Annotated in this window: 25 protein-coding genes and 1 rRNA gene; 18 read left to right on the forward strand and 8 right to left on the reverse strand. The window is 57.2% G+C overall.

Features of this window, described 5'->3' with window-relative positions; genetic code table 11:
• Nucleotides 1–13: 13 nt before the first annotated feature.
• From cdsA to F3I21_RS15520, 15 genes are all read left to right on the forward strand, one after another.
• Nucleotides 14–871, forward strand: a complete 858-nt coding sequence (gene cdsA / locus F3I21_RS15450) for a phosphatidate cytidylyltransferase (RefSeq protein ID WP_010616187.1) — start codon at nt 14–16, stop codon at nt 869–871.
• 12 nt (nt 872–883) lie between these two features.
• A complete protein-coding gene (rseP, locus tag F3I21_RS15455; protein WP_058759530.1) occupies nt 884–2233 on the forward strand; it encodes a sigma E protease regulator RseP in 1350 nt (449 codons plus the stop codon).
• A 51-nt stretch (nt 2234–2284) separates the two neighbouring features.
• Nucleotides 2285–4696 carry an outer membrane protein assembly factor BamA gene (bamA, locus tag F3I21_RS15460; protein WP_150059281.1) on the forward strand — a complete coding sequence of 804 codons (2412 nt, stop codon included), beginning with the start codon at nt 2285–2287 and terminating at the stop codon, nt 4694–4696.
• A 113-nt stretch (nt 4697–4809) separates the two neighbouring features.
• Nucleotides 4810–5307, forward strand: a complete 498-nt coding sequence (skp, locus tag F3I21_RS15465; protein ID WP_021507482.1) for a molecular chaperone Skp — start codon at nt 4810–4812, stop codon at nt 5305–5307.
• A 3-nt stretch (nt 5308–5310) separates the two neighbouring features.
• On the forward strand, nt 5311–6336 hold the full coding sequence (lpxD, locus tag F3I21_RS15470) for a UDP-3-O-(3-hydroxymyristoyl)glucosamine N-acyltransferase (RefSeq protein ID WP_021507481.1): 1026 nt from the start codon (nt 5311–5313) through the stop codon (nt 6334–6336).
• A 194-nt stretch (nt 6337–6530) separates the two neighbouring features.
• Entirely contained in the window at nt 6531–6986 is a 456-nt protein-coding gene (fabZ, locus tag F3I21_RS15475; RefSeq protein WP_013507953.1) for a 3-hydroxyacyl-ACP dehydratase FabZ, read from the forward strand.
• 3 nt (nt 6987–6989) lie between these two features.
• Nucleotides 6990–7778, forward strand: a complete 789-nt coding sequence (gene lpxA, locus F3I21_RS15480) for an acyl-ACP--UDP-N-acetylglucosamine O-acyltransferase (RefSeq protein ID WP_021507480.1) — start codon at nt 6990–6992, stop codon at nt 7776–7778.
• A gap of 3 nt (nt 7779–7781) precedes the next feature.
• A complete protein-coding gene (lpxB, locus tag F3I21_RS15485; RefSeq protein ID WP_150059271.1) occupies nt 7782–8930 on the forward strand; it encodes a lipid-A-disaccharide synthase in 1149 nt (382 codons plus the stop codon).
• Nucleotides 8923–9549 carry a ribonuclease HII gene (gene rnhB / locus F3I21_RS15490; protein WP_104188150.1) on the forward strand — a complete coding sequence of 209 codons (627 nt, stop codon included), beginning with the start codon at nt 8923–8925 and terminating at the stop codon, nt 9547–9549. Before lpxB ends, rnhB begins: the two co-directional genes overlap by 8 nt.
• Nucleotides 9550–9580: 31 nt before the next feature.
• On the forward strand, nt 9581–13063 hold the full coding sequence (dnaE, locus tag F3I21_RS15495) for a DNA polymerase III subunit alpha (protein ID WP_150059272.1): 3483 nt from the start codon (nt 9581–9583) through the stop codon (nt 13061–13063).
• A gap of 12 nt (nt 13064–13075) precedes the next feature.
• Nucleotides 13076–14035 (forward strand): acetyl-CoA carboxylase carboxyl transferase subunit alpha, encoded by a 960-nt coding sequence (gene accA, locus F3I21_RS15500; RefSeq protein WP_021507476.1) that lies wholly within the window; start codon nt 13076–13078, stop codon nt 14033–14035.
• A gap of 231 nt (nt 14036–14266) precedes the next feature.
• On the forward strand, nt 14267–16417 hold the full coding sequence (locus F3I21_RS15505) for a lysine decarboxylase LdcC (RefSeq protein ID WP_150059273.1): 2151 nt from the start codon (nt 14267–14269) through the stop codon (nt 16415–16417).
• 75 nt (nt 16418–16492) lie between these two features.
• Nucleotides 16493–16882, forward strand: a complete 390-nt coding sequence (locus tag F3I21_RS15510; protein ID WP_058770579.1) for a VOC family protein — start codon at nt 16493–16495, stop codon at nt 16880–16882.
• A gap of 54 nt (nt 16883–16936) precedes the next feature.
• Nucleotides 16937–18235 carry a tRNA lysidine(34) synthetase TilS gene (tilS, locus tag F3I21_RS15515; RefSeq protein ID WP_150059274.1) on the forward strand — a complete coding sequence of 433 codons (1299 nt, stop codon included), beginning with the start codon at nt 16937–16939 and terminating at the stop codon, nt 18233–18235.
• 15 nt (nt 18236–18250) lie between these two features.
• The gene (locus tag F3I21_RS15520) at nt 18251–18559 is read left to right on the forward strand and encodes a cytochrome c (protein WP_058780481.1); all 309 of its coding nucleotides are present in this window, start codon (nt 18251–18253) and stop codon (nt 18557–18559) included.
• 39 nt (nt 18560–18598) lie between these two features.
• Here F3I21_RS15520 and rof read toward each other — a convergent pair whose 3' ends face one another.
• Together rof and F3I21_RS15530 are read right to left on the reverse strand one after the other, a co-directional pair.
• Nucleotides 18599–18862 carry a Rho-binding antiterminator gene (gene rof, locus F3I21_RS15525; RefSeq protein ID WP_021507471.1) on the reverse strand — a complete coding sequence of 88 codons (264 nt, stop codon included), beginning with the start codon at nt 18860–18862 and terminating at the stop codon, nt 18599–18601.
• Nucleotides 18849–19049: a YaeP family protein gene (locus tag F3I21_RS15530; protein WP_021507470.1), complete on the reverse strand. Its 201-nt coding sequence runs from the start codon at nt 19047–19049 to the stop codon at nt 18849–18851. The genes rof and F3I21_RS15530 overlap by 14 nt, the downstream gene beginning before the upstream one ends.
• Nucleotides 19050–19265: 216 nt before the next feature.
• On the opposite strand from F3I21_RS15530, the gene arfB reads away from it, so the two are divergent.
• On the forward strand, nt 19266–19676 hold the full coding sequence (gene arfB, locus F3I21_RS15535) for an alternative ribosome rescue aminoacyl-tRNA hydrolase ArfB (RefSeq protein WP_021507469.1): 411 nt from the start codon (nt 19266–19268) through the stop codon (nt 19674–19676).
• Nucleotides 19677–19708: 32 nt separating this feature from the next.
• Here arfB and proS read toward each other — a convergent pair whose 3' ends face one another.
• The 6 genes from proS to metN form a co-directional block, all read right to left on the reverse strand.
• Complete coding sequence (proS, locus tag F3I21_RS15540; protein ID WP_058759538.1) at nt 19709–21427, reverse strand: proline--tRNA ligase; 1719 nt, start codon at nt 21425–21427, stop codon at nt 19709–19711.
• Between the two features lie 91 nt (nt 21428–21518).
• The gene (tsaA, locus tag F3I21_RS15545) at nt 21519–22226 is read right to left on the reverse strand and encodes a tRNA (N6-threonylcarbamoyladenosine(37)-N6)-methyltransferase TrmO (protein WP_150059275.1); all 708 of its coding nucleotides are present in this window, start codon (nt 22224–22226) and stop codon (nt 21519–21521) included.
• Nucleotides 22223–22624, reverse strand: coding sequence for an Rcs stress response system protein RcsF (rcsF, locus tag F3I21_RS15550; protein WP_021507466.1), 402 nt, complete (start codon nt 22622–22624; stop codon nt 22223–22225). Before rcsF ends, tsaA begins: the two co-directional genes overlap by 4 nt.
• A gap of 127 nt (nt 22625–22751) precedes the next feature.
• On the reverse strand, nt 22752–23567 hold the full coding sequence (locus tag F3I21_RS15555; RefSeq protein WP_021507465.1) for a MetQ/NlpA family lipoprotein: 816 nt from the start codon (nt 23565–23567) through the stop codon (nt 22752–22754).
• Between the two features lie 37 nt (nt 23568–23604).
• A complete protein-coding gene (locus F3I21_RS15560; protein WP_021507464.1) occupies nt 23605–24258 on the reverse strand; it encodes a methionine ABC transporter permease MetI in 654 nt (217 codons plus the stop codon).
• The gene (metN, locus tag F3I21_RS15565) at nt 24251–25282 is read right to left on the reverse strand and encodes a methionine ABC transporter ATP-binding protein MetN (RefSeq protein ID WP_150059276.1); all 1032 of its coding nucleotides are present in this window, start codon (nt 25280–25282) and stop codon (nt 24251–24253) included. Before metN ends, F3I21_RS15560 begins: the two co-directional genes overlap by 8 nt.
• Before the next feature lie 188 nt (nt 25283–25470).
• Between metN and gmhB the strand changes: the two genes are divergently transcribed.
• A complete protein-coding gene (gene gmhB / locus F3I21_RS15570; protein WP_141496279.1) occupies nt 25471–26031 on the forward strand; it encodes a D-glycero-beta-D-manno-heptose 1,7-bisphosphate 7-phosphatase in 561 nt (186 codons plus the stop codon).
• Between the two features lie 406 nt (nt 26032–26437).
• A 16S ribosomal RNA gene (locus F3I21_RS15575) occupies nt 26438–26544 on the forward strand; the annotation flags it as partial.

A 26544-nucleotide genomic window follows, 5' to 3' on the forward strand; every position in this document is an offset into this window, starting at 1 on the left:
CTGGGGGTAACCTTTGCTGAAGTCTCGTCTGATCACCGCGTTTATTCTGATTCCGCTGGTGATCGCTGCTCTGTTTTGGTTGCCGCTGTCCGGTTTTGCGATTACCACCATCATCATCTGCATGCTTGCCGCCTGGGAGTGGGGGCAGCTGGCGGGGATGGCAACGCGTCAGCAGCGTATCTGGCTGGCGGTGCTATGCGGCCTGCTGCTGGCGGTGATGCTGTTCACCCTGCAACCCTATCAACGTAATCTGCACCAGTTCCAGATGGAGAGCTCGCTCTGGGCCTCGCTGGGCTGGTGGATTGTCGCGCTGTTTCTCGTGCTGTTTTATCCGGCCTCCGCTGCGCTGTGGCGCGCATCGCGTCCGCTGCGCCTGCTGTTTGGCGTGCTGACCGTGGTGCCGTTCTTCTGGGGCATGATGGCGCTGCGCCAGTATCACTATGACACCGACCATTTCGCCGGCGCCTGGTGGCTGCTGTTCGTGATGTTCCTCGTCTGGGGCGCGGATTCCGGTGCTTACATGTTTGGTCGTCTGTTCGGCAAGCATAAGCTGGCGCCGAAAGTCTCGCCGGGCAAAACCTGGGAAGGCTTCTTTGGCGGACTGCTGTCATCGGCGATTATCGCCTGGCTGTTTGCGCTGCTGGCCCCGCTATCGGTGGCGCCGGGCACGCTGATTATCTGCGCCGTGATTGCCACGCTGGCCTCCGTGCTGGGCGATCTCACGGAAAGTATGTTCAAACGTGAAGCCGGTATCAAAGACAGCGGTAACCTGATTCCGGGGCACGGTGGTATCCTCGATCGCATTGATAGCCTGACAGCCGCGGTGCCGGTATTTGCCTGCCTGCTGCTGCTGGTGTTCCGCACCCTCTGAGGATAAGCGACGATGTTGAGCATACTCTGGAGTTTTGTCGCCTTTATCGTGGCGCTCGGCGTGCTGATTACGGTGCACGAGTTCGGCCACTTCTGGGTGGCGCGTCGCTGCGGTGTCAAAGTAGAACGCTTCTCGATCGGTTTCGGCAAAGCCCTGTGGCGTCGCACTGATCGCCAGGGCACGGAATACGTGATCGCGCTGATTCCGCTCGGTGGCTACGTCAAAATGCTCGACGAGCGCGTAGAGAGCGTGCCCGCTGAGCTGCGTCATCAGGCCTTCAACAATAAAACCGTGCTGCAGCGTGCCTCAATCATTGCCGCCGGTCCCATCGCCAATTTCATCTTTGCCGTGTTTGCCTACTGGGTGGTGTTCATCCATGGTGTGCCGGGTGTTCGCCCGGTGGTCGGCGAAATTATGAGCGGTTCCGTCGCGGCAGAAGCGCAAATTACCTCCGGCATGGAACTTAAAGCGGTTGACGGTATCGAAACGCCTGACTGGGATGCTGTGCGCCTGGCGCTGATCGGTAAAATCGGCGACAGCAGCGCCACGCTGACCGTGTCACAGTTTGGTCAGCAGGCGACGCAGCAGAAGCAGCTCAATCTGCGTGACTGGCAATTTGAACCGGACAAACAGGACCCGGTGGTCGCTTTAGGTATTCGACCGCGCGGGCCGCAAATCGAAACCACGCTGGCAGAAGTGCAGGCACGTTCACCGGCAAGTGCTGCCGGTTTGCAAGCCGGCGACAGGATCGTTAAAGTCGATGGTCAGCCATTAACGCAATGGCAGGTTTTTGCGGCTCAGGTTCGGGATAATCCCGGCAAAAACATGGCGCTGGAGGTTGAGCGTAACGGTGAACCGTTAACGCTGACGCTAACGCCGGAAGCGAAACCGGGCAACGCAGCGGAAGGTTTTGCCGGGGTGATCCCGCGTGTGATCCCGCTGCCGGATGAGTACAAAACGGTAAAACAGTACGGACCTTTCGCCGCGATTGGTGAAGCCGGTGTCAAAACCTGGCAACTGATGAAGCTGACGGTTTCGATGCTGGGCAAGTTGATAACCGGGGACGTCAAGCTGAATAACCTGAGCGGGCCAATTTCGATTGCGCAGGGTGCCGGATTGTCAGCTGAATATGGGGTGATTTATTACCTGATGTTCCTCGCGCTGATTAGCGTCAACTTAGGGATCATCAATCTGTTCCCTCTGCCGGTTTTAGATGGTGGACATCTGCTCTTTCTTGCGATCGAAAAGATCAAAGGTGGACCGGTGTCCGAGCGAGTTCAGGACTTCAGTTATCGCATCGGCTCAATTTTGCTGGTGCTTTTAATGGGGCTTGCACTTTTCAATGATTTCTCTCGCCTGTAATCGCTGGAACGCAGACAGGCGCGGGATGTGTTAGGAAAACGCATAACAACGATGGCGATGAAAAAGTTGCTCATAGCGTCGCTGCTGTTTAGCAGCGCCACCGTTTACGGTGCAGACGATTTCGTAGTGAAGGACATTCATTTCGAAGGTCTACAGCGAGTCGCCGTCGGCGCGGCTCTGCTCAGCATGCCGGTACGCGTCGGTGATACGGTGAATGATGATGACATCAGAAACACCATTCGCTCACTGTTCGCTACCGGTAACTTTGAAGATGTCCAGGTTCTGCGTGACGGCACCACCCTGATTGTTCAGGTGAAGGAACGTCCGACCATTGCCAGCATCACCTTCTCCGGTAACAAAGCGGTGAAAGAGGATCAGCTGAAGGAGAACCTTGAGGCCTCCGGTGTGCGCGTTGGCGAAGCGCTTGACCGCACCACGCTCTCTTCCATCGAGAAGGGGCTGGAGGACTTTTACTACAGCGTCGGTAAATATACCGCCAGCGTCAAAGCCATCGCGACGCCGCTGCCGCGTAACCGTGTCGATCTGAAATTCGTCTTCCAGGAAGGCGTCTCGGCCAAGATCCAGCAGATCAACATTGTCGGCAACAAAGCGTTCAGCTCAGACGAACTGATCTCCCGCTTCCAGCTGCGCGATGAAGTGCCGTGGTGGAACGTGGTGGGCGATCGTAAATACCAGAAGCAGAAACTGGCGGGCGATCTCGAAACCCTGCGCAGCTTCTATCTGGATCGCGGTTATGCGCGTTTCAATATTGATTCCACGCAGGTGAGCCTGACGCCGGACAAGAAAGGCATCTACATCACCGTCAACATCACCGAAGGCGATCAGTACAAGATTGCCGGCGTGATCGTCAACGGCAGCATGGCAGGCCACTCGGCGGAAATTGAGCACCTGACGCAGATTCCTAACGGTGAGCTGTATAACGGCACCAAAGTCACCCAGATGGAAGATGACATCAAGAAGCTGCTGGGCCGTTATGGCTACGCCTATCCACGCGTGGTGACGCAGCCGGAGATCAACGATGCGGATAAAACCGTTAAGCTGCACATCAACGTTGATGCAGGTAACCGTTACTACGTGCATAAAGTGCGTTTTGAAGGTAACGATACCTCGAAAGATGCCGTACTGCGCCGCGAAATGCGTCAGATGGAAGGCGCATGGCTGGGCAGCGACCTCGTCGATCAGGGCAAAGAGCGTCTGAACCGTACCGGTTACTTTGAAACCGTGGACGTTGATACCCAGCGCGTTCCGGGCTCGCCAGACCAGGTAGACGTGGTTTACAAAGTCAAAGAGCGTAACACCGGTACCTTCAACTTTGGTGTGGGTTACGGTACTGAGAGTGGCGTCAGCTTCCAGGTTGGCGTGACCCAGGAGAACTGGCTCGGCACCGGTAATACCGTCGGCATCAGCGGTACCAAGAACGACTACCAGACCTACGCAGAATTCTCACTCACCGATCCGTACTTCACGGTGGACGGTGTGAGCCTCGGCGGCCGCCTCTTCTACAACGACTTTAAAGCGGATGATGCTGATCTCTCCGACTACACCAACAAAAGTTACGGTGTGGACGGGACGCTCGGCTTCCCGGTTAACGAAAACAACACGCTGCGCGTCGGCTTAGGTTATGTGCACAACGACCTGTCCAACATGCGTCCGCAGGTGGCGATGTGGCGTTACCTTGACTCGGTGGGTCGTCATCAGGGGCTGAATGATGACGGTGATTTCTCTGCGGATGACTTCACCTTCAACTACGGCTGGACGTACAACACGCTCGATCGTGGTTTCTTCCCGACGCGCGGTAACCGTACCAACCTGAACGGTAAAGTGACCATCCCGGGCTCTGATAACTCGTTCTATAAAGCGACGCTGGACACCCAGCAGTACGTGCCGCTGAACCGTGATGGCACCTGGGTGGTGCTGGGTCGTGGCCGTGTTGGCTACGGTGACGGACTCGGTGGCAAAGAGATGCCGTTCTATGAGAACTTCTACGCCGGCGGTTCCAGTACCGTGCGTGGCTTCCAGTCCAACACCATTGGTCCGAAAGCCGCTTACCTGAACGATCGCTCGTCGAGCTGTAATCTGACCGATCCGGACGGCATCTGTAAGTCTGACGATGCGGTGGGCGGTAACGCCATGGCGATCGCCAGCCTTGAGCTGATTACGCCAACGCCGTTCCTGAGCGAGAAATATGCAAACTCAGTACGTACCTCGGTATTTATGGATGCCGGTACTGTCTGGGATACCAAGTGGCAGAACACCGCGGAAACCCGCGCGGCGGGCATTCCGGACTATAGCGACCCGAACAACATTCGCGTCTCTGCCGGTCTTGCGCTGCAGTGGATGTCGCCACTTGGACCACTGGTGTTCTCCTACGCACAGCCAGTGAAAAAAGTCGAGGGAGACAAAGCAGAACAGTTCCAGTTTAACATCGGTAAAACCTGGTAAGGTTCTGAGCACGGAAGCAGAGTCGTAGTACGGCATCGCGCCGGCGCCAGACGGGAGCCGGACGATGCCAACACTGTGTCGCTGACACAAACGTTGATGGTAAGGAGTTTATAGTGAAAAAGTTGTTGTGTGCCGCAGGTCTGGGTCTTGCTTTAGCGGTTTCCGCGGGCGTTCAGGCTGCTGACAAAATTGCAGTGGTAAACGTGTCCAGCATTTTCCAACAGTTACCGCAACGTGCGACCGTTGCTAAACAGCTGGAAAACGAATTCAAGGGCCGTGCTACTGAGCTGCAGAGCCAGGAGCGCGATCTGCAGACTAAAATGCAGAAACTGCAGCGTGATGGTTCAACCATGAAGGCCAGCGACCGCAGCCGCATGGAAAAAGACATCATGTCACAGCGCGAAGCGTTCTCGACGAAAGCGCAGGCTTTCGATCAGGATAACCGCCGTCGTCAGATGGAAGAGCGTAACAAACTGCTGAGCCGTATTCAGGACGCAGTGAAGAAAGTGGCGGACAGCGAAGGGTATGACGTGGTAATCGACGCCAATGCCGTTGCCTATGCTTCTAACGCGAAAGACATTACTGCTGACGTGCTGAAACAGGTTAAATAATCGATGTCATCAATTCGACTGGCTGATTTAGCCCAGCAGTTGGATGCAGAATTGCACGGAGATGGCGATATCGCCATCTCCGGCATTGCTTCTATGCAATCCGCCACCCCTGGTCAAATCACTTTTCTTGCCAACAGCCGCTACCGCGAGCAGCTCGCACAGGTTCAGGCCTCAGCCGTGGTGCTGACGGAAGCGGATCTGGAGTGGTGTAAAACCGCCGCGCTGGTGGTGAAAAACCCTTACCTGACTTATGCCCGCATGGCACAACTGCTGGACACCACGCCGCAGCCCGCGCAAAATATCGCGCCCAGCGCCGTGATCGATCCGAGCGCGAAGCTGGGGAACAATGTCTCGGTGGGCGCTAACGCGGTCATCGAGTCCGGCGTTGAGTTGGGTGATGACGTGGTGATTGGCGCCGGCTGCTTTGTCGGCAAGCGCACGCGCATTGGCCGTGGTTCCCGTTTGTGGGCCAACGTTACGGTTTATCATGAGATCCAGATTGGTCAGGATTGTCTGATTCAGTCTGGCACCGTGATTGGTGCCGATGGTTTCGGTTATGCTAACGACCGCGGCAACTGGGTGAAAATTCCTCAGCTGGGCACCGTTGTGATTGGCGATCGGGTAGAAATTGGTGCCTGTACCACGATCGATCGCGGTGCGCTGGATAACACTCTGATCGGCAATGGTGTTATCATAGACAACCAGTGTCAGATTGCGCATAACGTCGTGATTGGTGATAACACCGCGGTTGCCGGTGGTGTGATCATGGCGGGTAGTCTGAAGATTGGGCGTTACTGTATGATTGGCGGAGCCAGCGTCATTAACGGCCATATGGAAATCTGTGACAAAGTGACGGTAACCGGCATGGGCATGGTCATGCGTCCCATCACAGAGCCTGGGGTATACTCATCGGGTATCCCGCTGCAACCCAACAAAACCTGGCGTAAAACGGCAGCGCTGGTGATGAACATCGATGACATGAGCAAACGCTTAAAAGCCATCGAACGCAAGGTCGGCAAAGACGACTGAGCACATCCCGGCTCTACCCGCTTTCATAATAAAGCAGCGTACCTTCTTTCACCTCGGGGTTAACCAGAGTGCGGCAGCAGGTATCATGGTAAGCGAAACGCCACTGAACTGATTTGCGGCCTGCGAAAGATCATTTTGATCGGTGCAGGCCGTGTTATTGTTGCCATCAGATTTTTTAGGACAGGAAGAGTATTTTGACAACTGAAACGCATACTCTGAAAATTGAAGAGATTTTAGAACTGCTGCCGCACCGCTATCCGTTTTTGCTGGTTGACCGCGTGCTGGAATTTGAAGAGCATAAATACCTGCGTGCGGTAAAGAACGTTTCTGTTAATGAACCGTTTTTCCAGGGACACTTCCCTGGTAAACCGATTTTCCCAGGCGTTCTGATCCTGGAAGCGATGGCGCAGGCGACCGGTATTCTGGCGTTTAAAAGCGTTGGAAAACTGGAACCGGGCGAGCTGTACTATTTCGCCGGTATCGATGAAGCCCGTTTCAAGCGTCCGGTAGTGCCGGGCGACCAGATGATCATGGAAGTCACCTTCGAGAAGACCCGCCGTGGCCTGACGCGCTTCAAAGGCGTGGCAACCGTAGACGGTAAGATTGTCTGTGAAGCGACCATGATGTGTGCCCGTAGCCGGGAGGCATAATTAGTGATTGATTCAACCGCCAGCATCCATCCAACGTCCATCATTGAAGAAGGTGCGGTGATCGGCGCCAACGTCCAAATCGGTCCGTTTTGTGTTGTCGGAGCGAACGTGGAAATTGGCGAAGGCACGGTGCTGAAATCGCACGTGGTGGTGAATGGCCACACGCGTATCGGTAAAGATAACCAGATCTACCAGTTCGTTTCGATTGGCGAAGTGAATCAGGATCTGAAATATGCCGGTGAACCGACCCGCGTTGAAGTCGGCGATCGCAACCGCATCCGCGAGAGCGTCACCATTCATCGTGGCACCACGCAGGGTGGCGGCCTGACCAAAGTCGGCAGCGACAACCTGCTGATGGTCAATGCGCACATTGCTCATGACTGCGTGATCGGCAATCGCTGTATTCTGGCCAACAACGTAACGCTGGGCGGCCACGTTACCGTGGATGATTTTGCCATCATCGGCGGCGTGACGGCGGTGCACCAGTGGTGCACCATTGGTGCCCACGTGATGGTAGGCGGTTGTTCCGGCGTCGCGCAAGACGTGCCGCCGTATGTGATTGCGCAGGGCAACCATGCCACGCCGTTCGGTGTCAATATCGAAGGCCTGAAGCGTCGTGGCTTCAGCAAAGAAGCACTGCACGCCATTCGTAACGCGTACAAGCTGCTGTACCGCAGCGGTAAAACGCTGGATGAAGTGAAGCCGGAGATTGAAGAACTGGCTAAACTTCATAGCGAAGTGCAGCCTTTCTACGACTTCTTTGCCCGTTCTACCCGTGGATTGATTCGTTAATTCATGTCAGTGCGTCCCTTAACGATTGCCCTGGTCGCCGGAGAAACCTCCGGCGATATTCTTGGTGCCGGATTGATTCGTGCGCTAAAAGCGCGCCATCCTGACGCGCGCTTCGTTGGCGTTGCCGGTCCGCTGATGCAGGCCGAAGGCTGCGAAGCCTGGTACGAGATGGAAGAGCTGGCGGTAATGGGCATCGTTGAGGTGCTTGGCCGCCTGCGCCGTTTGCTGCACATCCGCAAGGATTTAACCCAGCGCTTTACCGAGCTGCGGCCGGATGTCTTCGTCGGCATCGATGCCCCGGATTTCAACATCACGCTGGAAGGCAACCTCAAGCGTGCCGGCATTCGCACCATTCATTACGTCAGTCCCTCCGTGTGGGCCTGGCGACAAAAGCGCGTGTTCAAAATTGGCCGCAACACCGATCTGGTGCTGGCGTTTCTGCCTTTTGAAAAAGCGTTTTACGATCGCTACAACGTGCCGTGCCGCTTCATCGGGCACACCATGGCCGATGCGATGCCGCTGCAGCCGGACAAACTGGCCGCGCGGCGTGAATTAGGCATTGCTGATGATGCGCTGTGCCTTGGCCTGCTACCGGGCAGCCGCGGCGCGGAAGTGGAGATGCTCAGCGCCGATTTCCTGCGCGCTGCACAGCTGCTGCGCCAGCGCTATCCGGCGCTGGAGATCGTGGTGCCGCTGGTTAACGCGAAGCGGCGCGCGCAGTTCGAGCAGATCAAAGCCAGCGTCGCGCCGGAATTGCCAATGCACCTGCTGGATGGCAAAGGGCGCCAGGCGATGATCGCCAGCGACGCAGCGATTCTGGCTTCCGGCACTGCAGCGCTGGAGTGCATGCTGGCGAAATGCCCGATGGTGGTGGGCTATCGTATGAAGCCGTTCACCTTCTGGCTGGCGAAGCGGCTGGTGAAAACCCCGTACGTTTCGCTGCCTAACCTGCTGGTCGGCCGTGAGCTGGTGCAGGAGCTGCTGCAGGAGGAGTGCCAGCCTGCAGCGTTAGCCGCGGCGCTGGAGCCGCTGCTGCATGCCGGTCCGGAGCGTGACGCGCTGCTGGCCACTTTCACCCAATTGCATCAGCAGATTCGCTGGAACGCCGACGAACAGGCGGCGGATGCGGTACTGGAGATTGCCAATGGCTGAATTTATCTATCCTGACGCCCGGCTGATTGCCGGCGTTGATGAAGTCGGACGTGGCCCGCTGGTCGGTGCCGTGGTGACTGCCGCCGTGATCCTCGATCCGGCGCAGCCGATTGCCGGCCTGGCGGATTCCAAAAAGCTGTCTGAAAAGCGCCGCCTTGCGCTGTTTGATGAAATCAAAGAGAAAGCGCTGGCGTGGAGCCTGGGCCGCGCTGAGCCGGAAGAGATTGATCAGCTGAACATCCTGCACGCCACCATGCTGGCGATGCAGCGCGCGGTTGCCGGTCTGCATATTGCACCGGATTTTGTCCTGATTGATGGCAACCGCTGTCCGGCACTGCCAATGCCGTCGCAGGCGGTGGTGAAGGGCGATAGCCTGGTGCGGGAAATCAGCGCTGCCTCGATTATTGCCAAAGTCACGCGCGACCGTGAAATGGCCGAGCTGGACCTGCTGTTTCCGCAGTACGGTTTCGCCCAGCACAAAGGCTATCCGACCGCGCTGCACATGGAAAAACTGACGCAGTTTGGTGCCACACCTCACCACCGCCGCAGCTTTGCGCCGGTGCGTAACGCCCTGATTGATGCTGATGTGCTGGCCGCGCGCCAGCCGACTACGCTTTAATAGCCTGACGCTGTTTTAACCGGAAACTGATATGGCTGAACCTCGTTTTATACATCTGCGCGTACACAGCGATTACTCCATGGTCGATGGTCTGGCCAAGACCGGGCCGCTGGTAAAAAAGGCGGCCGCGCTCGGCATGCCAGCCATTGCCATCACCGACTACACCAACCTGTGCGGGCTGGTGCGCTTTTATGGCAGCGCGCACAGCGCCGGTATCAAACCGATCGTCGGGGCTGACTTCCAGGTGGCCAGCGATTTGATGGGCGATGAGCTGACGCAGCTCACCGTGCTGGCCGCTAATAACACCGGTTACCAGAATCTGACGCTACTGATTTCGCGCGCTTACCAGCGCGGTTACGGTATCGCCGGACCGATTATCGATCGCGACTGGCTCCTGGAGCTGGGCGAAGGGTTGATTCTGCTGTCGGGCGGACGGCGCGGTGACGTCGGTCGCAGCCTGCTGCGCGGCAATAACGCGCTGGTGGCGCAGTGCCTGAGTTTCTATCAGCAGCATTTCCCTAACCGCTACTATCTGGAACTAACGCGTACCGGCCGGCCAGATGAAGAGGCCTATCTGCACGCCGCGGTTGAGCTGGCGATTGCTGAATCGGTGCCGGTGGTGGCCACCAATGAAGTCTGCTTCCTCAACGAAGAAGATTTTGATGCCCATGAAATCCGCGTGGCGATTCACGACGGCTACACGCTGGACGATCCTAAACGTCCGCGCAACTACAGTCCTCAGCAATATATGCGCAGCGAAGAGGAGATGTGCGAGCTGTTCTCGGACATCCCGGAAGCGCTGGAAAACAGCGTAGAGATTGCTAAGCGTTGTAACGTCACGGTGCGCCTCGGCGAATATTTCCTGCCGCAGTTCCCGACCGGCGACATGTCGACCGAAGATTTTCTGGTGATGAAGTCGCGCGAAGGGCTGGAGGAGCGCCTGGCGTTTCTCTTCCCGGATGAGAAGGTGCGTGCCGAACGCCGGCCGGAGTATGACGAGCGTCTCGACATCGAGCTCAACGTCATTAACCAGATGGGCTTCCCCGGCTACTTCCTGATCGTGATGGAGTTTATCCAGTGGTCAAAGGACAACGGTATTCCGGTCGGACCGGGGCGTGGTTCCGGTGCCGGTTCGCTGGTGGCCTACGCGCTGAAAATTACCGATCTCGATCCGCTGGAGTTTGACCTGCTGTTCGAACGTTTCCTTAACCCGGAACGTGTCTCGATGCCCGACTTTGACGTCGACTTCTGCATGGAAAAACGTGACCAGGTGATCGATCACGTGGCTGAGATGTACGGCCGCGATGCGGTGTCGCAGATTATCACCTTTGGTACCATGGCGGCGAAAGCGGTGATTCGCGACGTCGGCCGGGTGCTGGGTCATCCGTACGGCTTTGTTGATCGCATCTCAAAACTGATCCCGCCGGATCCGGGCATGACGCTGGAAAAAGCGTTCCAGGCGGAACCGCAGCTGCCGGAGATCTACGAAGCTGACGAAGAAGTCAAAGCGCTGATCGACATGGCGCGCAAGCTGGAAGGGGTCACGCGTAACGCCGGCAAGCACGCCGGTGGCGTGGTCATTGCGCCGACCAAAATCACCGATTTTGCGCCGCTGTACTGCGATGAGAACGGCCAGTTCCCGGTCACCCAGTTCGATAAAAACGACGTGGAATACGCCGGACTGGTGAAGTTTGACTTCCTCGGCCTGCGCACGCTGACCATCATCGACTGGGCGCTGAAGATGATCAATCCGCGGCGCGAAAAGCAGGGTTTACCGCCGATCGATATCGCCGCCATCCCGCTGGATGACAAAAAAAGCTTCGACATGCTGCAACGCTCGGAAACCACCGCGGTGTTCCAGCTTGAATCGCGCGGCATGAAAGATCTGATCAAGCGCCTGAAGCCGGACTGCTTCGAAGATATGATCGCACTGGTGGCGCTGTTCCGTCCGGGGCCGCTGCAGTCGGGCATGGTCGATAACTTTATTGACCGTAAGCACGGCCGTGAAGCCATCTCCTACCCGGACATTCAGTGGCAGCATGAGAGCCTGAAGCCGGTGCTGGAGCCGACCTACGGCATCATCCTCTATCAGGAACAGGTGATGCAGATTGCCCAGGTATTGTCCGGCTATACGCTGGGCGGCGCGGATATGCTGCGTCGTGCCATGGGTAAAAAGAAACCAGAGGAGATGGCCAAGCAGCGTTCGGTGTTCCAGGACGGTGCTGAGAAGATGGGCATCAACGGCGAACTGTCGATGAAAATCTTCGATCTGGTGGAGAAGTTCGCAGGCTACGGCTTTAACAAGTCGCACTCTGCTGCTTATGCGCTGGTCTCCTATCAGACGCTGTGGCTGAAAGCACACTATCCGGCCGAGTTCATGGCGGCGGTGATGACCGCCGATATGGATAACACCGAGAAGGTGGTTGGACTGGTGGATGAGTGCTGGCGCATGGGGCTGAAAGTGCTGCCGCCAGACATTAACTCCGGGCTCTATCCGTTCCACGTCAACGATGACGGGGAAATCGTGTACGGCATCGGCGCCATCAAAGGCGTGGGTGAGGGGCCGATCGAAGCGATCCTCGAAGCGCGTAATCAGGGCGGCTACTTTAAAGAGCTGTTTGATCTCTGCGCACGCACCGACACCAAAAAGATCAACCGTCGCGTGATGGAAAAACTGATCATGTCCGGCGCGTTCGATCGTCTTGGCCCGCACCGCGCGGCGCTGATGAGCGCGCTGGGTGACGCCCTGAAGGCGGCGGATCAGCATGCCAAAGCCGAAGCGACGGGACAGGCGGATATGTTCGGCGTGCTGGCCGAAGAGCCCGAGCAGGTTGAGCAATCTTACGCGGCCATAACGCCGTGGCCGGAACAGGTGCAGCTGGATGGCGAGCGTGAGACGCTCGGTCTGTATCTCACCGGCCATCCGATCAATCAGTATCTGAAAGAAATTGAGCGCTACGTTGGCGGCATGCGCCTGAAAGACATGCATCCAACAGAACGTGGTAAAGTGACCGTTGCGGCCGGGCTGGTGATTGCCGCCCGCGTCATGGTCACCAAGCGCGGCAACCGAATTGGTATCTGTACTCTTGACGACCGCTCTGGCCGTCTCGAGGTGATGTTATTTACCGATGCGTTAGATAAATACCAGCAGCTGCTGGAGAAGGACCGTATCCTGATCGTCAGTGGACAGGTCAGCTTTGATGACTTTAGCGGTGGGCTTAAAATGACCGCCCGGGAAGTCATGGACATCGACGAAGCGCGGGAAAAATACGCGCGCGGACTTGCTATCTCGCTGACGGACAGGCAAATTGATGACCAGCTTTTAAACCGTCTCCGCCAGTCTCTGGAGCCTCATCGCTCCGGGACCATTCCGGTGCATCTCTATTATCAGAGAGCAGATGCGCGGGCGAAGCTGCGCTTTGGTGCAGCGTGGCGTATTTCGCCCAGCGATCGTTTACTCAACGATTTGCGGTCGTTAGTAGGGTCGGAGCAGGTGGAACTGGAGTTTGACTAAAACAGGAACATTATGAGTCTTAATTACCTGGATTTTGAACAGCCAATCGCTGAACTGGAAGCGAAAATCGACTCGCTGAAATCGATTGGTCGTTCGGATGAGAAACACGATATTAATCTGGATGAAGAAGTGCAGCGTCTGCGCGAGAAAAGCGTCGAGCTGACCCGTAAAATCTTCTCCGATTTGGGTGCATGGCAGGTTGCGCAGCTGGCGCGCCATCCGCTGCGTCCTTATACGCTGGACTATGTCCGCAATGCGTTTGACGATTTTGACGAGCTGGCCGGTGACCGCGCCTATGCCGATGATAAAGCCATTGTCGGCGGCATCGCTCGTCTGGATGGGCGTCCGGTGATGGTCATTGGCCATCAGAAAGGCCGCGAAACCAAAGAGAAAATCCGGCGTAACTTCGGTATGCCAGCACCCGAGGGCTACCGTAAAGCACTGCGTCTGATGGAGATGGCCGAGCGCTTTAAGATGCCACTGATCACCTTCATCGACACGCCGGGTGCCTATCCGGGCGTCGGTGCGGAAGAGCGCGGTCAGTCTGAAGCGATTGCCCGCAACCTGCGCGAGATGTCCGGTTTGAAGATCCCGGTGATCTGTACCGTGATCGGCGAAGGCGGCTCCGGCGGCGCGCTGGCGATTGGCGTTGGCGATAAAGTGAATATGCTGCAGTACAGCACCTATTCGGTGATCTCACCGGAAGGCTGTGCGTCGATTCTGTGGAAGAGCGCCGACAAAGCGCCACTGGCCGCAGAAGCGATGGGCATTACCGCCGGGCGTCTGAAAGAGCTGAAGCTGATCGATTCGATCATCCCGGAACCGCTGGGCGGCGCGCACCGTCATCCGGTGGACATGGCGGCAGCGCTCAAGCAGCAGCTGCTGGCCGATCTGGCCGATCTCGATGTGCTGAGCACGGAAGAGCTGCTTAACCGCCGCTATCAGCGCCTTATGAGCTACGGCTACGCGTAAGCGCCGAAAAGCCTTCACAGAAGCGGACCCCGGTCCGCTTTTTTTATGCCTGTTTGTACCTCAATGCGCACCCTGGGAAAAACCGGGCAGTGATCCTGTAGGGGCGCCATTCATGGCGACCTGAGATGCATCGCTGACAAACATCAGGCCAACAACGGCGCTATTCCGGAACATTCACCCGCCACTTTTCGCTATCCTTATTCCGTGCGACAACACCACAGGAGGTGAGCATTGAATATTATTGCGATCATGGGACCGCACGGCGCGTTCTACAAAGATGAACCGATTCGCGAACTGGACGCGGCGCTGAAGCTGCAGGGTTTCCAGACCGTTTATCCCAACAATGCCAGCGACCTGCTGAAACTGATTGAACACAACCCGCGCGTCTGCGGGGTGATATTTGACTGGGACGACTACAGCCTGGCGCTGTGCAGCGACATCAATCAGCTTAACGAATCACTGCCGCTGTATGCCTTCATCAACACCCATTCGCAGATGGATGTCAGCATTAATGAAATGCGCATGGCGCTGCACTTCTTCGAATACGCGCTCAACGCCGCTGACGATATCGCGCTGCATATCCGGCAGTACACCGATGAGTACATCGACAAAATTATGCCGCCGCTGACCAAAGCGCTGTTCACCTACGTCAAAGAGGGGAAATACACCTTCTGCACGCCGGGCCACATGGGCGGCACGGCGTTTCAGAAAAGCCCGGTCGGCAGCCTGTTCTATGATTTCTTCGGCGCCAACACGCTGAAAGCGGATGTTTCGATCTCGGTCACCGAACTGGGCTCGCTGCTCGATCACACCGGTCCGCACCTCGAAGCAGAAGAGTATGTGGCGCGCACCTTTGGCGCTGAACAGAGCTATATGGTCACCAACGGCACGTCGACCTCGAATAAAATCGTCGGAATGTACGCCGCACCGGCCGGCAGCACGGTGCTGATTGACCGCAACTGCCACAAATCGCTGACCCATCTGCTGATGATGAGCGACATCATCCCCATCTGGCTCAAACCAACGCGCAACGCGCTGGGCATTTTGGGTGGCATCCCTAAGCGCGAATTCACCCGCGACAGCATCCAGCAGAAAGTTAACGCTACCCCGCGCGCCAGCTGGCCGGTGCATGCAGTGATCACCAACTCAACCTACGACGGTCTGCTGTATAACACGCAATACATCAAACAGACGCTGGACGTGCCGTCCATCCATTTCGATTCCGCCTGGGTGCCTTACACCAATTTTCACCCTATCTACAGCGGCAAAAGCGGCATGAGCGGCGAGCGCATCCCCGGCAAGGTGATCTATGAAACCCAGTCGACTCACAAACTGCTGGCGGCGTTCTCACAGGCGTCGCTGATTCACATCAAGGGCGATTACGATCACGACACCTTCAACGAAGCCTACATGATGCACACCACCACCTCGCCGAGCTACGCGATCGTCTCTTCGATTGAGACCGCGGCGGCGATGCTGCGCGGTAATCCGGGCCGGCGGCTGATTAATCGCTCGGTGGAGCGCGCGCTGCATTTTCGCCGCGAGATCCAGCGGCTGCGCGAAGAGTGTGACGGCTGGTTCTTTGATATCTGGCAGCCGGAGCAGGTGGATGAAGCCGAATGCTGGCCGATTCAGCCGGGCGACGAGGCGTGGCACGGCTTTACCCACGCCGATCGCGATCATATGTATCTCGATCCCATCAAAGTCACCATTCTCACGCCGGGCATGAGCGAACTGGGCCAGATGGCGGAAGAGGGCATTCCGGCCGCGCTGGTGGCGAAATTCCTCGACCAGCGTGGCATCGTGGTGGAAAAGACCGGGCCGTACAATCTGCTGTTCCTGTTCAGCATTGGCATCGATAAAACCAAAGCGATGAGCGTGCTGCGCGGACTGACGGAGTTCAAACGCGCCTACGATCTCAACCTACGGGTAAAAAACATGCTGCCGGATCTCTATGCTGAAGATCCTGACTTCTACCGTAACATGCGCATCCAGACGCTGGCGCAGGGCATTCATCAGCTGATCCTGCAGCATGATCTGCCGCGTCTGATGCTGCGGGCATTCGACGTTCTGCCGGAGATGAAGATGACGCCGCACCAGGCGTTTCAGCGACAGGTGCAGGGACAGGTGGAAACCGTGGACATTCGCGAGCTGGTCGGGCGGATTTCAGCCAACATGATCCTGCCTTATCCGCCAGGCGTGCCGCTGGTGATGCCGGGCGAGATGATTACCGAGCAGAGCCGGGCGGTGCTGGATTTCCTGCTGATGCTCTGTACCATCGGGCGGCACTATCCCGGCTTTGAAACGGATATTCACGGTGCCACGCTCACCGACGACGGTCGCTATCTGGTGCGCGTGCTGCGCGACGAACCTGTGCGCTAACTTCAGATAATTGCCTCTTTTCAGCGCCGCGCCGGGCACGTAGGCTAAGCGGCTCAGAATACTTTCGGAGCCGCTATGCTGCAGATAAAACAGATCCACCACATCGCCATTATTGCCACCGATTATCAGCGCAGTAAGGCGTTTTACTGCGACGTGCTGGGCTTTGAGCTACTGGGTGAATACTATCGCGCTGAGCGCGACTCATGGAAAGGCGACCTTGGCCTTAATGGCGTCTATACCATTGAGCTGTTCTCGTTTCCTGCGCCGCCGCCGCGCGTCAGCGGGCCGGAAGCGTGCGGGCTGCGCCATCTGGCGTTTTGTGTGGATGATGTCGAACAGTCGGTTGCCGCGCTGGCAGAAAAGGGCGTGGTGTGCGAGCCGATCCGCATCGATGCTCTCACCGGTAAAGCCTGCACCTTCTTCCCCGATCCGGATGGTTTGCCGCTGGAGTTGTATCAGGCGTAAAATAGCGCGCGCAGTGAGCCGCAATCCGGCGGTTCACCTCAACGGAATGCGTGCATGTCCTTTTCTCATCTTGCTGCGCTGCTGCCAGCCGATGCCCGCTGCGTGCTGGCATTCAGCGGCGGGCTCGATTCCAGCGTCCTGCTGCATCAGTTAGTGAGCTGGCAACGCCAGCAGCCGCAGCTGCGCGTGCGCGCATTACACGTGCATCATGGTTTAAGCCCCAACGCCGATCGCTGGGCGGCGCACTGCCAGCAGCAGTGTCAGCAGTGGCAAATTCCCTGCGAGGTGCTGCGCGTGCAGGTGGACGCTCGCGCCGGCGGGATCGAAGCCGCAGCCCGCACGGCGCGCTATCAGGCGTTATTCACACACCTGCAACCCGGTGAGTACTTACTTACTGCTCAGCACCTCGATGACCAGGCTGAAACGCTGCTGCTGGCGCTGAAACGCGGCAGTGGTCCGGCTGGTCTGGCGGCGATGCCGCAGCAGCGGCAGGTTAACGGCCACTGGCATCTGCGCCCGTTGCTCAACCTCAGCCGTCAGCAGCTGGAAGCTTACGCTGTCGGGTACCAGCTGGACTGGATTGACGATGAGAGCAATGCTGACCGTCGCTACGATCGCAATTTCCTGCGCCAGGAAGTGCTGCCGCTGCTGCAGGCGCGCTGGCCGCACTTCAGCACGGCCAGCGCCCGCAGCGCAGCGCTATGCGGTGAGCAGGAGCAATTGCTGGATGAGCTGCTCAGCGAGCAGCTGGCGCAGCTGACCGATGCCCAGGGCGCACTGCATTTTCCGCCGCTGCTGGCCTGTAGCGAGGCGCGGCGGCACGCGCTGCTGCGGCGCTGGATTGGCGAACGCGGTGGCGCAATGCCCGCGCGCGACGCGCTGCAGCGCATTACCGACGAGGTGATGCACAGCCGTGATGATGCGCAGCCGTGTCTGCGCTTTGGCGCGCACGAACTGCGGCGCTACCGGGAGCGGCTTTACTGGCTGCCGCGACAGCACTCACTGAGTCAGCACTCGCTAACCTGGCAGCCGCTGACGCAGCCATTAATTTTGCCTGATGGGCTGGGTGAACTGCGCGCCAGTCCGGCGCAGGCGGTACTGCGCCAGCCGGCGGCGGATGAGCAGGTTATTGTGCGCTTTCAGGCCCACGGCTATCACCATGTTGTCGGCCGGGCTGGTGGTCGCGAAATGAAAAAACTGTGGCAGGAGCTGGGCGTCCCGCCGTGGCAGCGCGAACGCATTCCGTTGATTTACTACAACCAGACGCTGATTGCTGCGCCGGGGCTGTTTGTCACCCGCGCAGGCGCGGCGGGCGAGACGCAAGGCTGGCAGGCGATCTGGTCAACACCCTAAAAAGGAACAGCAATGATGAAACAGTGGATTGTCGCGGCGCTACTGGCTGCTGCGCTGCCGGCGTTTGCGCAGGGCGACGTCAGGGCCGGCGCGCAGAAAGCCGCCAGCTGTATGGCCTGCCATGGCGCGGAAGGTAAGAGCGCGGTGCCGCTTTACCCTAATCTGGCCGGACAGCATGCGCCCTACCTGCTGCATTCGCTGCAGGCCTACAAAAAAGGCGAGCGCAGTGGCGGTCAGGCAGAGGTGATGAAAGCCTTTGTGGCCGGGTTGAGCGATCAGGATATGGATGATTTAGCGGCGTACTACGCTTCGCTGCAGCCTTAAGCGAGGTGGGCGGGAATAGCTTTCCCGCCCGGGGAGAGATTATTCGTCTTCGCTGACGATAACGGTGCCCAGCTCAGGATGGCTGAAGCTGGCGATGTGGTCGAGACGCAGCTCGCGCGTTTCACCGGAGAGGTCGACCGCAAGATACTCGACGTTTTTACGTGAGACCATGTCCACGGCTTTCGCTTTCAGCTGGTCGCCGTTTTTGAGCTCCAGCGACAGCGTCCAGTGTTTGGTACAGGCGAGCTCGAGGTTGTCGTAGTCATCACAGTTGATGGGTTTGTAGGCTTCATTCGTCAACATAGTCGCTCACCAATAAGTTTGCAGCGGCATACGCTGCCTGTTCCCTGACAGAAGAGTTTAGCGCAGAATTAGCGGCAATATCATTGAGTGCTTTCAGTGCGCATCCGATCGCATCTGGCACATACCCCAGGTCGCCGCTGCCAATCCCGGCATACTTCTGGCGAACTAACTCACAATACTTTTGCACATACACCTCCTCAGCAGAGCATCAATACTCTGGTTGATATGCGACTATATCACAGGGGTTCGCTGGAAATCAGCCAGGGGGCGCAGGGAAGGTGGCAAAGAAAGGGCAAAAAGTGACAGCCAGCACTGGTCTCAGCCAGCCTGGCGGCGCACAAAAGGTTAAGTTGATGAACAGGTTATTTCCAGATACAACCGCGCTGATAACGGCAGGTGGCAGATGATTGTGCTGTCACGTAGTGTTTCAATTGCGGACAATGAAGTGGAGCTCAGTGCCATTCGCGCTCAGGGCGCGGGCGGCCAGCACGTCAATAAGACGTCGACCGCTATCCATCTGCGCTTCGATATTCACGCCTCGTCGCTACCGCCGTTTTATAAACAACGGCTGCTGGAGGCGAACCACCATTTGATCAGCGCCGATGGCGTGGTGATTATCAAAGCGCAGGAGTATCGCAGCCAGGAGATGAACCGCGAAGCGGCGCTGCAGCGGCTGATCAACCTGATACGCGAGCTGACGACGGTGGAGAAAGTGCGCCGCGCGACGCGCCCGACGCGGGCGTCCAGAGAGCGGCGGCTGGAAGGTAAATCACGACGCAGCAATGTGAAGGCGCTGCGCGGCAAGCTACGCTAAAAAAAACGCCTCCGGCAGGAGGCGTCAGGGGATTACTTGTTGAGGGCGCGGCTGAGGAAGTCGACGATGTCGTGCTGCTTGATCATCTGCTTCTCGCTGGCGGCGCGGGCTTTGTACTCGATCTCCTGGTTATCCAGGTTGCGATCGCCAATCACGATAGTGTGCGGTACGCCGATCAGTTCCATATCGGCGAACATCACGCCCGGACGCTCTTTACGATCGTCAAGAATGACATCGATGCCTTTGGCGCGCAGCTCGTTGTACAGCTGTTCCGCCAGCTCTTTCACGCGGAAGGATTTGTGCATGTTCATCGGCAGAATCGCCACTTCGAACGGTGCCAGCGCCGCTGGCCAGATAATCCCGCGCTCGTCGTGGTTCTGTTCGATAGCCGCCGCCACGACGCGGGTGATACCGATACCGTAGCAGCCCATGGTCATGATCTGGTTGCGACCATCTTCACCCTGTACCGCTGCTTTCATCGCGTCCGAATATTTGGTGCCGAGCTGGAAGATGTGGCCGACTTCAATGCCGCGCTTAATCATCAGCACGCCTTTACCATCCGGGCTCGGATCGCCTTCTACCACGTTACGAATATCTTCTACGCGTGCTTCTGGCAGATCGCGGCCCCAGTTGATGCCGGCATAGTGCTGGCCATCAATGTTGGCGCCTGCCGCGAAGTCACTCATTTTTGCCACGGTGCGGTCAGCAATCACCGGGATGGTCAGACCGACCGGACCGAGAGAGCCAAAACCGGCACCGATGGCGGCGCGAATCTCTTCCTCGCTGCCCATTTCCAGTGGCGCGGCCACAATGTCCAGATGCTCGGCTTTGATTTCGTTGAGCTCGTGGTCGCCGCGTAACAGCAGCGCAACCAGCGAATGACCGCTCTCTTCGCTGGCTTTCACAATCAGCGTTTTCACCGTTTTTTCTACCGGGATCTGATGCTGTTCGACCAGCTCGGCGATGGTTTTCGCGTTTGGCGTAGCGAACTGCGTCAGCGCCTGCGTTGCCGCCGGGCGCTCACCGGCAGGTGCCAGCGCTTCGGCTTTCTCAATGTTGGCTGCGTAATCGGACTCGCTGGAGAAGATCACATCATCTTCACCACTCTGCGCCAGCACCTGGAACTCATGCGAGCCGCTGCCGCCAATCGAACCGGTATCGGCCTGCACGGCGCGGAAATCCAGCCCCATGCGGCTGAAGCTCTGGCTGTAGGCGCGGTACATCGCATCGTAAGTTTCCTGCAGCGACTCCTGCGAGGTGTGGAACGAATACGCATCCTTCATGATGAATTCGCGCGAACGCATCACGCCAAAACGCGGGCGTACTTCATCACGGAATTTGGTCTGGATCTGATAGACGTTGAGCGGCAGCTGCTTATAGGAGCTGAGCTCGTTGCGGATCAGGTCGGTGACCACTTCTTCATGGGTCGGACCCAGCACAAACGGACGTTCGTGGCGGTCTTTAATGCGCAGCAGCTCCGGGCCGTACTGCTCCCAGCGACCGCTCTCTTCCCACAAATCGGCTGGCTGAACCACCGGCATTGAGATCTCAATCGCACCGGCGTTGTTCATCTCTTCGCGCACGATGTTTTCAACTTTTCGCAGCACGCGAATACCGGTCGGCAGCCAGGTATAGAGACCGGAAGCCAGTTTGCGGATCATACCGGCGCGCAGCATCAGCTGGTGGCTGATCACTTCAGCATCGGAAGGCGTCTCCTTCAGGGTGGAGAGCAGATATTGAGTAGTACGCATTAATTTACGATTCCAGTTGTACGGAAGGATACGAACAAAAAATTTGCTGGCGGCTAGTGTACCAGCGAGATCCGTCACTCAAAAGCTTGTTTTAGCGCGGATCGAGCGCGATCACCTCGGTTCCCGCCGCGTCAATGCGCCAGCGCACATTAAAGTCGAGCAGCCAGGCGGCATATTCACGGCCAGGGCTTTCACCTTTGCGATAAGCCGGGCGCGGATCCTGCGCCAGCACTTCAGTGATAAAGCGCGCCAGCTGCGGGTAGTGGCGTTGTTGCTGTTGCAACTGCTGCTGCGCCTGCGCGGAGAAACGCACCGGCATGCTGGCGTCGGGCGCGCTCTGAGCGAATCCCGCGCGCGCCTCAGGCAGCGCTTCGGCGAAGGGCAGGTATGGCTTGATATCCACCACAGGGGTGCCGTCCACCAAATCGAGGCTGCCTAATTGCAGAACTACCTGTTGCTGCTCGCAGCGGATGCCTTTGAGCTCAACCAGCGACATGCCGATAGGATTGGGGCGAAAGGTCGAGCGGGTGGCAAATACGCCCATGCGGGCATTACCGCCGAGGCGCGGCGGGCGTACGGTTGGACGCCAGCCGCCATCCATGGTCTGGTGAAAGACGAACAGCACCCACAGATGGCTGAATGCCTCCAGTCCACGCACCGCTTCAGGCTGATTGTACGGCGCCAGCAGATGCAGTTCGCCACCGCCGTCCTGCACCAGACCCGGCTGGCGCGGTACGGCAAATTTCTCTTTCCACGGCGAACGGATCACGCCGATTTGCGCAAAGGCAAATTCACTCATTGATTGGAGACTTTCAGCGCGGAACCCTGGCATACCGCCTGGCGATAGCAGCCTGGCGTGCTGGAGACAATTTCACACTTGTGCAGCAGCACGGCGTTGGCTTTCATGCCGGCCGCTTTAATCTGCAGGCGTTTACGCGCGGTATTGAGGTTCGGCGGTGAGTCCTGGGTGCTGCTCTGGCAATCATCACCCGACACTTCGCCCAGATCGCGGAACGGATTGCTGACCAGATCGGTCGCATCGGTATAGATCTTCACCGGGGCCGGACGCGCAGCCGGTTTGCGCTGAGGTTCGCTGGTTGATTGCTGCGGGCGAGACGGAGCACTGCTTATTGGGTGATATTCACGCACGCACCCGGTCAGCATCAATGCCAACAAGCAGAGCGGTAAAAAACGCATGGCAACATCCTCATGTAATATAAAGTGGCGTTATTGAAACAAGGACGACCAGAAATAACAAGTCAGCTGCCACATGCTGAAATAGAAAGGGCGGCCGAAGCCGCCCTGCACCGCATGAAAGGGATAATTACCAGCCTTTCACTGCGCCGCCGTTGAAGATTTTGTTGGCGGCTTCAGACACTTCGTCTGACTGATAAGCCTCAACAAACTTCTTCACGTTCTCCGCGTCTTTGTTGTCTTCGCGGCTAACGATCAGGTTCACGTACGGCGAGTCTTTATCTTCGACAAAGATGCCGTCCTTCGCCGGGGTCAGGCCAATCTGGCTGGCGTAAGTGGTGTTGATCACCGCCAGCGCAATCTGCTGATCGTCCAGTGAACGTGGCAGCTGTGGCGCTTCCAGCTCAACAATCTTCAGGTTCTTTGGATTCTCAGTGATATCCAGTGAGGTTGGCAGCAGGCCCACGCCATCTTTCAGTTTGATCAGGCCCACTTTCTGCAGCAGCAGCAGAGAGCGACCGAGGTTGGTTGGATCGTTCGGGATAGCGATCTGCGCACCGTTCTGCAGCTCATCCAGCGATTTGATTTTTTTCGAGTAGCCGGCAATCGGATAAACGAAGGTGTTGCCGACCGGCACCAGTTTGTAGCCGCGGTCTTTGATCTGCTGATCGAGGTACGGCTTGTGCTGGAAGGCGTTAACGTCAATATCGCCTTTGCTCAGCGCTTCGTTAGGCAGCACGTAATCGTTAAAGGTAACCAGTTCAACATCGAGACCGTATTTCTCTTTCGCGACTTTCACGGCAGTTTCCGCAACCTGCTGCTCAGCCCCGACAATCACACCCACTTTAATGTGGTTGGGATCTTTCTCTTTCTGATCGCATCCTGCCAGCGCAATCGCGCCAATCAGAGCACCCACAGCGGCAATCTTTTTAAATGTGAAAGACATATCCTTTCCTTAATAGAGGACTATTGATGTTGTTTGCTTATTTATGTGACACCGCACGCACGATGCGGTCACCACAGAACTGAATTAAATACACCAGCACCACCAGCAAAATCAGCACGGTATTCATCACGGTGGCGTTATAGCCGATGTAACCATACTGATAGCCAATCTGGCCCAGACCGCCCGCGCCCACAGCACCACCCATGGCGGAGTAGCCCACCAGCGTAATCAGGGTAATTGTAGCGGCATTCACCAGCCCTGGCAGCGCTTCCGGCAGCAGCACTTTACGCACGATCTGCAGCGGTGTGGCACCCATGGCGCGCGAGGCTTCAATCAGTCCGGTCGGCAACTCAAGCAGTGCGTTCTCCACCATACGGGCGATAAACGGCGCCGCGCCCACGGTCAGCGGAACGATGGCCGCCTGCAGACCAATGGAGGTGCCGACGATGGCGCGGGTAAACGGAATCATCCACACCAGCAGGATAATGAAAGGAATAGAACGGAAAATATTGACGATGGCTGACAGCACGCGATACAGCGCAGTGTTGGCCAGAATCTGCCCCGGACGCGTGACGTACAGCAGTACGCCAACCGGCAGGCCAAGCACAAAGCCAAAGAAACCAGAAACGAAGGTCATCATCAGCGTTTCCCAGACGCCACGCGTCAGTAACCACAGCATCGCTTCAGACATAACCCAGCACCTCTACTTTCACATGATTTTCTTTCAGCCAGGCAATAGCGGCTTGTGTATCTGTTTCACTGCCGTCCATTTCGGCCAGCATGATGCCGAACTTCACGCCACCGGCGTAATCCATCTGGGCACTGATAATGTTGTTATTGACGTTGAAACGGCGCGCGGCTTCTGACAGCAGCGGCGCATCCACCGATTTACCGGTGAACTCCAGCCGCAGCAGCGGCACGCTGTTAGTGCCCGCGCTCGCCTGCATGCGCTGCTGGTAATCATCCGGAATATCCAGATGCAGCGTTGACTGAATAAACTGCTGGGCCAGGGGCGTTTTCGGGTGCGAGAACACTTCGCTGACGCTGTCTTTTTCAATCAGTTCGCCGTTGCTGATCACCGCTACCTGATCGCAGATGCGTTTCACCACATCCATCTCGTGGGTGATCAGCAGAATAGTGATGCCGAGCCGACGGTTGATGTCTTTCAGCAGCTCCAGAATCGAGCGGGTGGTGGCCGGGTCCAGCGCGCTGGTGGCTTCATCACACAGCAGGACCTTCGGATTGCTGGCCAGCGCACGGGCAATTGCGACGCGCTGTTTCTGACCGCCGGACAGATTCGCCGGCCAGCTGTCGTGTTTGTCCGCCAGACCGACCAGCTCCAGCAGCTCACTGACGCGCTTTTTGATCGCCTCGCGTGAAAGGTTACCCAGCTCAAGCGGCAGCGCAACGTTGCCCGACACGGTGCGGGAGTTCATCAGGTTGAAGTGCTGGAAGATCATGCCAATCTGGCGGCGCGCCAGCGTTAACTGCCCGGAAGAGAGCGCGGTGAGATCCTGACCGTCAACCAGCACACGACCGGATGTCGGGCGCTCCAGCAGGTTGACGCAGCGGATGAGCGTACTTTTACCGGCACCGGATGAACCGATGACGCCATAAATTTGTCCGGCAGGCACGTGCAGGCTAACGTTTGACAACGCCTGAATAGTGCGTGAACCCTGCTGGAACACTTTGGTGATATTTTCGAGTTTAATCATTAGTTTAATTGTTATCGTGTTGCGTTGTCCGTGGTGTATCGGTCTTCGCGCCGCCGGGGCAGGCGAAATCTGGATGGATGGTAAGGCATCCAGACGGCTAAATCAATCAAAGTCATTCAATCTGCCATTCTCACGGTACGCGCAATCATGCGATACTGCGCGGCACTATTTGCAGCAGGAGTTTCTACGTGGCGAACCCAGTCCCGGCTATTTTTCTCGATCGTGATGGCACCCTGAATGTCGATCACGGCTATGTTCATGAGATCGACAATTTTCAGTTTATTGATGGCACCATTGAAGCGCTGCAGGCGTTAAAGAAGATGGGCTACGCGCTGGTGCTGGTAACTAACCAGTCTGGCATCGCGCGCGGCATGTTTACCGAAGATCAGTTTATGCAGCTCACCGAGTGGATGGACTGGTCGCTGGCCGATCGCGATGTCGATCTCGACGGCATCTATTTCTGTCCGCATCTGCCTGATGCAACGGTCGTGGAGTACCGCCAGACTTGCGATTGCCGCAAGCCGCAACCGGGCATGCTGCTTTCGGCGCAGAAACACCTGAATATCGATATGGCGGCTTCTTATATGGTGGGCGATAAGCTGGAAGATATGCTGGCAGCAAAGGCGGCAGGCGTGGGAACCAAAGTGCTGGTGCGCAGTGGTAAGCCGGTCACCGCCGAAGGCGAAGCGGCCGCGGACTGGGTGATTGATAGTCTCGCAGACCTGCCGGCGCGCATGAAAAAGGCCTGAAATCAGGTCTTCTGCACAAATCTTAAGCGAACAGTAAAAAAGTTGAAATTTGCACTTGCGCTTCCATAAGTTCGCCCTATAATGCGCCACCACTGAGACGGCAAAGCGGCAACGCAGGCGGCTCAGCAGGGCGTGAAGCGATTCACCCCGCCGGAGAAAAACGCTGAAAAAAGTGTTTGACTCTGAAGGAGGAAAGCGTAATATACGCCACCTCGCGACAGCAGGCTGAACGCCGCGTCGCACCGCTCTTTAACAATTTATCAGACAATCTGTGTGGGCACTCGCAGGATTGATATCAACGTCTCCGGACGTAAAAAATATCAAGTCTTTGCTGAGTGAACACGTAATTCATTACGAAGTTTAATTCACAGAGCATCGCTGCACTCGTTGCAGCAAATCAAACTTTAAATTGAAGAGTTTGATCATGGCTCAGATTGAACGCTGGCGGCAGGCCTAACACATGCAAGTCGAACGGCAGCACAGAAGAGCTTGCTCTTTGGGTGGCGAGTGGCG

This window comes from Pantoea sp. B_9 (assembly GCF_008632015.1).
GTDB classification, from domain to species: domain Bacteria; phylum Pseudomonadota; class Gammaproteobacteria; order Enterobacterales; family Enterobacteriaceae; genus Pantoea; species Pantoea dispersa.